Origin of the sequence: Methanolobus halotolerans (assembly GCF_004745425.1) — an archaeon.
GTDB classification, from domain to species: Archaea; Halobacteriota; Methanosarcinia; order Methanosarcinales; family Methanosarcinaceae; genus Methanolobus; species Methanolobus halotolerans.
Genome location: NZ_PGGK01000016.1, coordinates 39,591 through 47,314, shown reverse-complemented (window position 1 = coordinate 47,314; position 7,724 = coordinate 39,591). Strand labels below are relative to the sequence as shown.

At 38.7% G+C, this 7,724-nt stretch carries 8 protein-coding genes, 1 pseudogene and 1 riboswitch; of the genes and pseudogenes, 7 read left to right on the top strand and 2 right to left on the bottom strand.

What is annotated here, in order from left to right; genetic code table 11:
* Positions 1–176: 176 nt before the first annotated feature.
* The 7 genes and pseudogenes from CUN85_RS11445 to CUN85_RS11415 all read left to right on the top strand — a co-directional run bounded on the left by CUN85_RS11445 (position 177) and on the right by CUN85_RS11415 (position 5,543).
* The gene (locus tag CUN85_RS11445) at positions 177–950 is read left to right on the top strand and encodes a helix-turn-helix transcriptional regulator (RefSeq protein ID WP_235856313.1); all 774 of its coding nucleotides are present in this window, start codon (positions 177–179) and stop codon (positions 948–950) included.
* Positions 951–1,382: 432 nt separating this feature from the next.
* On the top strand, positions 1,383–2,165 hold the full coding sequence (locus tag CUN85_RS11440; protein WP_135390449.1) for a helix-turn-helix transcriptional regulator: 783 nt from the start codon (positions 1,383–1,385) through the stop codon (positions 2,163–2,165).
* Between the two features lie 662 nt (positions 2,166–2,827).
* Positions 2,828–2,898: riboswitch (Fluoride riboswitch) on the top strand.
* A gap of 14 nt (positions 2,899–2,912) precedes the next feature.
* A complete protein-coding gene (gene crcB / locus CUN85_RS11435; protein WP_135390448.1) occupies positions 2,913–3,311 on the top strand; it encodes a fluoride efflux transporter CrcB in 399 nt (132 codons plus the stop codon).
* Positions 3,308–3,649: a DUF190 domain-containing protein gene (locus CUN85_RS11430; protein ID WP_135390447.1), complete on the top strand. Its 342-nt coding sequence runs from the start codon at positions 3,308–3,310 to the stop codon at positions 3,647–3,649. The genes crcB and CUN85_RS11430 overlap by 4 nt, the downstream gene beginning before the upstream one ends.
* Positions 3,650–3,688: 39 nt before the next feature.
* Positions 3,689–4,174 carry a dynamin family protein gene (locus tag CUN85_RS11425; RefSeq protein WP_135390446.1) on the top strand — a complete coding sequence of 162 codons (486 nt, stop codon included), beginning with the start codon at positions 3,689–3,691 and terminating at the stop codon, positions 4,172–4,174.
* 26 nt (positions 4,175–4,200) lie between these two features.
* Positions 4,201–4,467 (top strand): annotated as a pseudogene (locus CUN85_RS11420) (dynamin family protein); the annotation flags it as partial.
* A 209-nt stretch (positions 4,468–4,676) separates the two neighbouring features.
* Entirely contained in the window at positions 4,677–5,543 is an 867-nt protein-coding gene (locus CUN85_RS11415; protein WP_135390444.1) for a hypothetical protein, read from the top strand.
* A 45-nt stretch (positions 5,544–5,588) separates the two neighbouring features.
* On the opposite strand, the gene CUN85_RS11410 is transcribed toward CUN85_RS11415, so the two are convergent.
* Together CUN85_RS11410 and eno are read right to left on the bottom strand one after the other, a co-directional pair.
* On the bottom strand, positions 5,589–6,323 hold the full coding sequence (locus tag CUN85_RS11410) for a sulfite exporter TauE/SafE family protein (protein ID WP_135390443.1): 735 nt from the start codon (positions 6,321–6,323) through the stop codon (positions 5,589–5,591).
* Between the two features lie 52 nt (positions 6,324–6,375).
* Complete coding sequence (gene eno, locus CUN85_RS11405; RefSeq protein WP_135390442.1) at positions 6,376–7,662, bottom strand: phosphopyruvate hydratase; 1,287 nt, start codon at positions 7,660–7,662, stop codon at positions 6,376–6,378.
* Positions 7,663–7,724: the final 62 nt, after the last annotated feature.

The window sequence follows — 7,724 nt, the reverse complement described above, 5'->3', positions numbered from 1 at the left end:
GAAAGGTTGGATTTGTGGGAACAAACATAAAGATTGAGATTTGTAGACAAACACACTTGTTAGATAAACAGGCATGGTTGCCTATATTTGATTTTAACAAAGTATGTATATAAGTTCCACATTAAGTTACGATATATGAATGTTTGTTATAGGATGTGAGCTAAATCAAAAGACCATTGCTTGATGTAATATTTGCTTCTGGTAAAAGGAAAGATTTTCTCTTATTGCTGAAAGAAGGCCCTCAGGAAATGGAAACTGTCCTAGATTCGCTTGATACAACAAGGCAAGCATTACTTCCCCAAATTAAGGTTTTGGAGGAGCATCATCTTGTTATTCATTATGATGACATTTATGAACTGTCTACAATTGGAAAACTGGTTATTGACAAAATGAAAACTCTGTTAAATACCATTGAAGTTTTTGATAATGATATTGATTACTGGGGAACTCGCGATCTGGGCTTTATTCCATCTCATCTTTTGAATAAAACAAATGAATTTGAGAAATGCCAGATTGTAAAGCCTTCACTTATAGATATATATGAACTCGACAAGAGGTTTCATGAAGGTTCAAAGAATTCAGACAACTTATACATTGTCACTACATTCCTCCATCCTCACTTTCCTGAATTAATGTTCGAACTGATTGAAAAAAAGGTAATGACACATTTTATAATTTCTGACGAGTTGCTAAGAAAACTCCTTGAAACAAAAAGTGCAGAGTTTATGCAAATATTCCAGAGCAGTTTTGTACAGATCTATATATGCAATAAGGAGATGAATTTTCATTTTGTTTCATCTAACGATTATTACCTGATGCTAAGTATACTCAAAAATGGTGGGGTTATTGACAATAGATATATCCTATGTAAAAGTAAAAAAGCGGTAGAGTGGGGACAGGAATTTTTTAAATATTGCTTAAAACATTCTAAATTATTAACTGGCATCTAGTTTTTACTTTTTATTAAAAATTAGTAATATATATACTTATGATGATAGTTCAGTTTATCTGATTTGATTTCTGTAGACAATTACTATTATTAATTAAAGTTCGGTTTTTTGGGCTTATCCATAACCCCACCTAAAAGTGCGAGCTAATTCGAACATTTACACGAGTTTCTTCAGCTTCAGCTTCTTGATCACAAGCTCCGCAGTCTCCTCAACCTGCTTCTTCTTGAGATTGCTGAGGATGATAGGCATTATCTTGCATACTCACATAAGTAATAAATCAGGAATGTGTACAGATTGAGCACTATCAAAATTAACAACGTTATATTCTAGAGATTTGCACAAAAAAGATATAGTAGTTAATCGATAGTATTAATCATAGTTTAATTTTTAATGCTTTGTTAAATTTCAATAGTTTTAGAGGATTGAAATCAAATGAAGAAATCATTGATTGATGTTATATTTGCATCCGATAAAAGAAAAGAAACATTATTGTTATTGAAGGATGGCCATCAAGAAATGAAGTCTCTTCTCAAGTCACTGGATACAACAAGACAGGCTTTACTCCCTCAAATGAAGATATTAGAAGAGCATCATCTTGTTTTTCATTATGATGACATCTATGAACTAACATTTATTGGGGAACTGATTGTAGATAAGGTGAGGCCTTTAATAGATACCACAGAGGTTCTAGATGTAGATATTGATTACTGGGGAACTCATGACTTTGATTTTGTTCCACCGAATCTATTAGAAAGAATTAATGAGTTGAAACATTATAAGATTATAAATCCTCCACTCATGGATTTATTTAATCTTCACAAAACTTACCATAAAGATAAAACACCCGAGCATGTTTATTCTGTTGGTAACATCTTTTATCCAAATTACCAATCCAGATTCACTGAGATGATAGATAATAAAATCACTATTAATTATATTGTCTCTAAGGATCTGTTCAACAAAATCAGAAAAGAATCAAATGAACATATTGAACTTTTAATTAAAAGTGGTTATTTTAAGCTATATGTTTACCATCAAAAAATAAACTTCCTTTTCTTTACATTTGATGATTACCATATTGTTATGAACCCACTTAAGAAAGCAGGAGATGTCGATCATAGCTATATAATATGTAGTACAGAGGATGCGCTTAATTGGGGAAAAGAACTTTTTAACTATTATCTGAAGGACTCTACACCCATAACAAGACTTTGATTGTTTAATTTTCATAGTTTTTCGTTTGAGGTCTTGCGGACTTTAGTATACAAAGAATTCGAGTTACCTATGTCACACCCGCTAAATGCGAAGCATTTAATCCGAACCTCTACACCAACTTCTTCTGCTTGAGTTTCTCAATCACAGCTCTGCGGTCTCTTCGGCCTGCTTCTCCCTGAAATCGTTCTGCATTTTCGAATAACACTCCTGAATGAGAAACACTTGGCTTCATACTTTTTTCCTAGTACAAAGAGCAATATTAGATATCGTCATTCTCTATGAGTTCAGAAAAGATGGGATCGACTACAAACAAAGCACCGCATGTTTTACAATAGTATGATTTTCTTCCAGAAGGGAGGCGGATAAGATTGACATGATTGTATTCGCATCTTGCAAAGAGTTTATCTTCTTCCATTTCTACGGTTGCTATCTAGGTCATTTGTGTTGCTCCTCTTTACTAATAACAGTACGCTGTGACCTTGTATCTGCCGTGTCATGAGTGTTGTAAGGTTATACATAACTTTAACTGCATTTCTTTGATTTCAAAATATACGTTCTTTTAATTGTGAAATAATATGATAAAGATAAGCGATAGATTATAGGCTCTGGAGAAAGTATCCCTATTAATTCCTGCGCAAACTATTTATGAACATAACTAATTTCCTTGTACAGGTGATGAGGTCCGCCTAGACGTTTGGTCTGAACCGCTTATGCTGATGACTTCTACATAATTGTGGAGGTGTACTTTTGTATACAATTATTCTAATAGGCATAGGCGGTTTCATAGGTGCTATCCTGAGATATACTATCGGCGGCTGGGTACAGGATAATTTTGTCAGTTTCCCCTTCGGAACTTTAGCTGTAAACATACTGGGAAGCTTCTTCTTGGGATTGGTTATGTACCTTTCCGAATATCAGGGTATTTTTAATGAAGAAACCAGAGTATTCCTCACAATAGGAATATTGGGGGCCTTTACAACATTATCTACGTTCAGTTATGAGTCATTCAGACTCCTGGATAATTCTAATATAATGCTGCTGGTCATCAATATAGTAGCTACAGTGGTACTTTCCATATTTGCAGTATACTTAGGAAAAACTGTGGCTTTGAGCCTCACAAGTGGTCTATGGAGGGGTATTGGATGAAAAGAGAATCCACAGCAATATTGCTGAGAATATTCATTGGAGAATCTGACAAGTATAAGGGCAAATCGTTATACATGCATATAGTAGAGATGCTAAAGGCAGAAGGAATTGCAGGAGCAACTGTTTTTAGAGGAATTACGGGTTTTGGGAAGAACAGCTACATCCATACGACATCGATACTGCGTTTATCAATGGATATGCCGATACTTATCGAAGTTGTCGATACAGAAGAAAACCTTGCACGAATAAGACCTAAGTTAGACGATGTGATGTGTCAGGGACTGATCACCGAGGAAAAAGTGAAGATTGTCTTTTACGACTGCAACATCCAAAAATAAAAAGATAATTGTCCCGAACTCTGCTGGGAGTACATATAAATGGACAAGAAGGTCTTATGTTTATCGCACGTTAGAAAGATAGATGGCAACATATGCACTCTTGAAAAGCTAGGGGATATACTCAATGCTGAGATATCGGGTTTGGGGTGTATAGGCACGAACTATGAAATGCATATCCTACGGCTTGAAGAGCTGAAAAAACGCCTATCTCAGGGAAGATTTCACCTAGCTGTACTTGGGCAGGTCAAGCGAGGGAAGAGCACTTTAATTAACGCACTTCTAGGTGAAGAGGTGTTGCCAAGCTCGGTCATTCCCCTTACTGCAATCCCAACTTTCATACAATATGGAGAACAGCGAGGGCTACGGATACGATACCAAGATGGTCGACCAGATCTGGTGTTCAAAAGCCTTAAAGAAATGGATTCCATTGAATACAGTGTTTCCCTATCAGAAGCTCAATGGCTCAACAAACATCTGATGGAGTTTGTCACCGAAGCTAGCAATCCCATAAATAAAAAGGGGTAGCTCATGTAGAAGTTACGCATCCTGCCCCCATCCTCCGTGATGTTGTGGTCATTGACACGCCTGGAATCGGCTCTACATATCGTCACAACACCGAGGTGACGATGGGTTTCCTTCCGCAGTCCGATGCAGCACTCTTTTTGGTTTCTGTTGATCCTCCTATTACAGAGGTAGAACTTGCATTCCTCAAAGATATCAAAAGCAGGGTCTCGAAACTGTTCTTTGCATTGAATAAGGTAGATTATCTCACAAAAACAGAGCTTGTGGAGGCACTCACTTTTACAAAAAGGTACTGACAGAAGAAGCAGGCATAGACTCCACCACTCCCATCTTTACCATATCTTCAAGAAATGGTCTTGAAGCAAAGACAACGGATGATACACAAAAATGGGAAGACAGTGGCCTTGCTAAACTCTCCGAATACCTGATTACATTTCTGGCCCACGAAAAAAGTCTCGTTCTGAGGGATGCCATTGGAAGAAAAACACTTTATGTCCTTAACGACATGTACCTTCAGATAGAGCTGAAGATACGTACCCTCGAACCACCTCTTACTGAATTGGAGAGCCGGCTTTCTGTTTTTGGAAAAAAGATTGCTGAGGCGGAACAACAACGAATCCATGCACAGGACATCCTCAGAGGTGACAAAAAAAGAGTTCATGACATTCTAGAAGAACACATTAGGAGCCTGCAAGCTCCTTTCTGTGAACAACTCACGGAGATCGCAGAAAAGGCAATGTCAGAATCACTCCATGATTCGGAGCATGCGGCACAACAGGCAGTTGCTGATGCTATCCCTGAATGGTTCGAACATGAATTTGCCGCAGTTTCAGAGATGGTGGACAAAGAAATAGCTACTCGTCTGAAGGATCAAGAGCCACGTATAGATGAACTTGTCGAATCTATCAGAAAAGCAGCAACCGAATTATTTGAAATTCCATATCATACACCTGTCTGTGAACGAGTATATGAGGCTATAAGGGAACCATATTTTGTAGAATATGAGCAGGAATATTTACTTATACCTCTCTCACCGGATTTCATCGAACGTATCATGCCAGAGAAGATGCGTAAGAAACGAGTAAAAGAAAGACTTCAGAATCAAATAGAGACGCTCATGCTACGTAATCTTGAGAATATCCGGTGGGAAACCCTTCAGAATATCGACAGCACGTTCAGAAAGTTCACTCTTCGTCTGGATAATGATTTTTCTATGATAATCAAGGCAACACATGGAGTTATAAGTTCGACACTGGCACAAAGAAAGATGCACGAAGAGAATGTCGCGGATCAGGTTGATCAATTAAAAAAGACAGCATTCGAAATCCAGAATGTGATCAGGCTGTTTGAATATAGAGAAAGCGAACCCTAGAAGAGATGTTTAATTGTTCTCTAGAAAATATATCCTATTGACATCTTACCCAAATAACAGCATCTGTAACCCAACTATGCACAACAACGATCCTACAAACTTATTGAATTTCTCTTTGGGGATATGTCCTATGATTTTCATTCCTGCCCATGTTCCAATGATCATAGAAACACCAATGAATAGACCCATCAACAAAGTTGACAATCCTATGCCTAAATACCTTTGATATACTATAGTCTTGGTAATATGCATTGCTACTGCGTTCATTGCTTCACTTGATATATATGAGACAGGTGGCAGGTTTAAAGATAAGAACAATGCTGCACCTATTGGTCCTGCACTACCGACAAGTCCTGAGATGAAACCTACTATTCCTCCACCCAAGACCATTCTACTGTTAGTAGGATTGAATTTCAATAGCTTAAAATATTTCAATACCACAAATAGGATAATTGCAAGCCCTATGAGACAGGTTACTATTTCTTTTGGTACTTCTACAAACGAATATCCACCTAGAACACTCATTGGCACAGCACCTAATGTGAATAATAAAACAGGCTTCCACTTAATTTGCTTAAATCCAAAAAATGCTCTTGATAAGTTGCCAATTAGCTGTGCTATCGTTAAAACCGGAATTGCCATTGTTGTGCCTATTGTCTTTGTTAATAGCGGTAACAATAACAATGCACCTCCGAACCCGCCTGCACCCGATATTGCAGCAGCTAAAAAGCCACCTGTAAACAATGTAAACAATGTAAATAAATAAATAAGATCTACCATTTAAAAGCCCGACTTTATCTATATCATGTTACAATAGACAGGCTGTAGACTCTTAACCCCGCACAAACGCCCTTCTACCGGCATATATTGCTTTATCTCCCAATTCTTCCTCGATTCTTAGTAGCTGGTTGTATTTCTCTACTCTTTCTCCACGACATGGAGCACCGGTTTTGAGCTTACCTGCCCTTGTCGCTACGGTGAAATCAGAGATGAATGAATCAATGGTCTCACCACTTCGGTGGGAGATATTCAAGCCCCAACCAGCACTTTTTGCCAGATTCATGGTCGAGAGAGTTTCGGTCACAGTCCCGATCTGATTGAGTTTGATCAGCACAGAGTTCGCAGTTCCTTCTTCAATTCCGCGTTTAACAAGTTCCGGAGAAGTAACAAATATATCGTCACCAATCAGTTCAATCCGCTCTCCTAGCCTCTTTGTCAGCAACTTCCAACCCTGCCAGTCTTCTTCGGCCAGCCCATCCTCGATTGAGATGATGGAATATTTTCCCACAAGCATCTCGTAATATGCAGCCATTTCTTCAGAAGTTAAAGATCTTTGTTCCCGTTTCAACTCGTACTTTCCATCTTGGAAAAATCCGCTGGATGCCGGATCAAGCGAGATACCTATGTCCTTACCTGGCCGGTAACCTGCTTCTTCAATTGCAAGGGTAATAAGTTCCAGGGGTTCTTCGTTGGACGCAACTTTCGGTGCAAATCCACCCTCATCTCCTATTGCAGTGGGGTAGCCTCTCTTTTTTAGAATGCTCTGCAAAGTATGGTATGTTTCAGCACCCCATTGGAGAGCTGCCTGGAAATCTGAGGCACCAAGAGGAACGATCATATATTCCTGGAAATCTGCTCCCTGCCATTGTGCATGCACTCCACCGTTCAACACATTCATCATCGGAGCTGGGAGAAGATATTGCTTACTCGGGCTAAGGTATTCGTAAAGCTGAACACCTGTTGCTTTTGAAACAGCCCTGGCAACTGCCATGGATACACCAAGGATAGCATTCGCGCCTAGTTTTTCTTTATTTGGTGTACCATCAAGTTCAATCATGGTCCGGTCGATCAATTCCTGATTGCTGGCATCTATTCCTGTAAGAGCATTAGCGATTTGTCCGTTCACGTTTGCAACAGCAGTGAGCACTCCTTTCCCACCGTAACGCTTCATGTCACGATCACGAAGTTCAAATGCCTCATATTTCCCGGTCGATGCACCAGAAGGAACAGCGGCTCTTGTACTAGTCCCATCCTGTAAAACAATATCCACTTCAACAGTTGGATTGCCCCGTGAATCAAGAATCTCTCGCGCATGAATCTTTCGAATTGTTGTATTCATCTAACTCCACCTCGTTCTCATCTACAAATGCGTACTTTAGAGCATAACTATAAATTTCATAA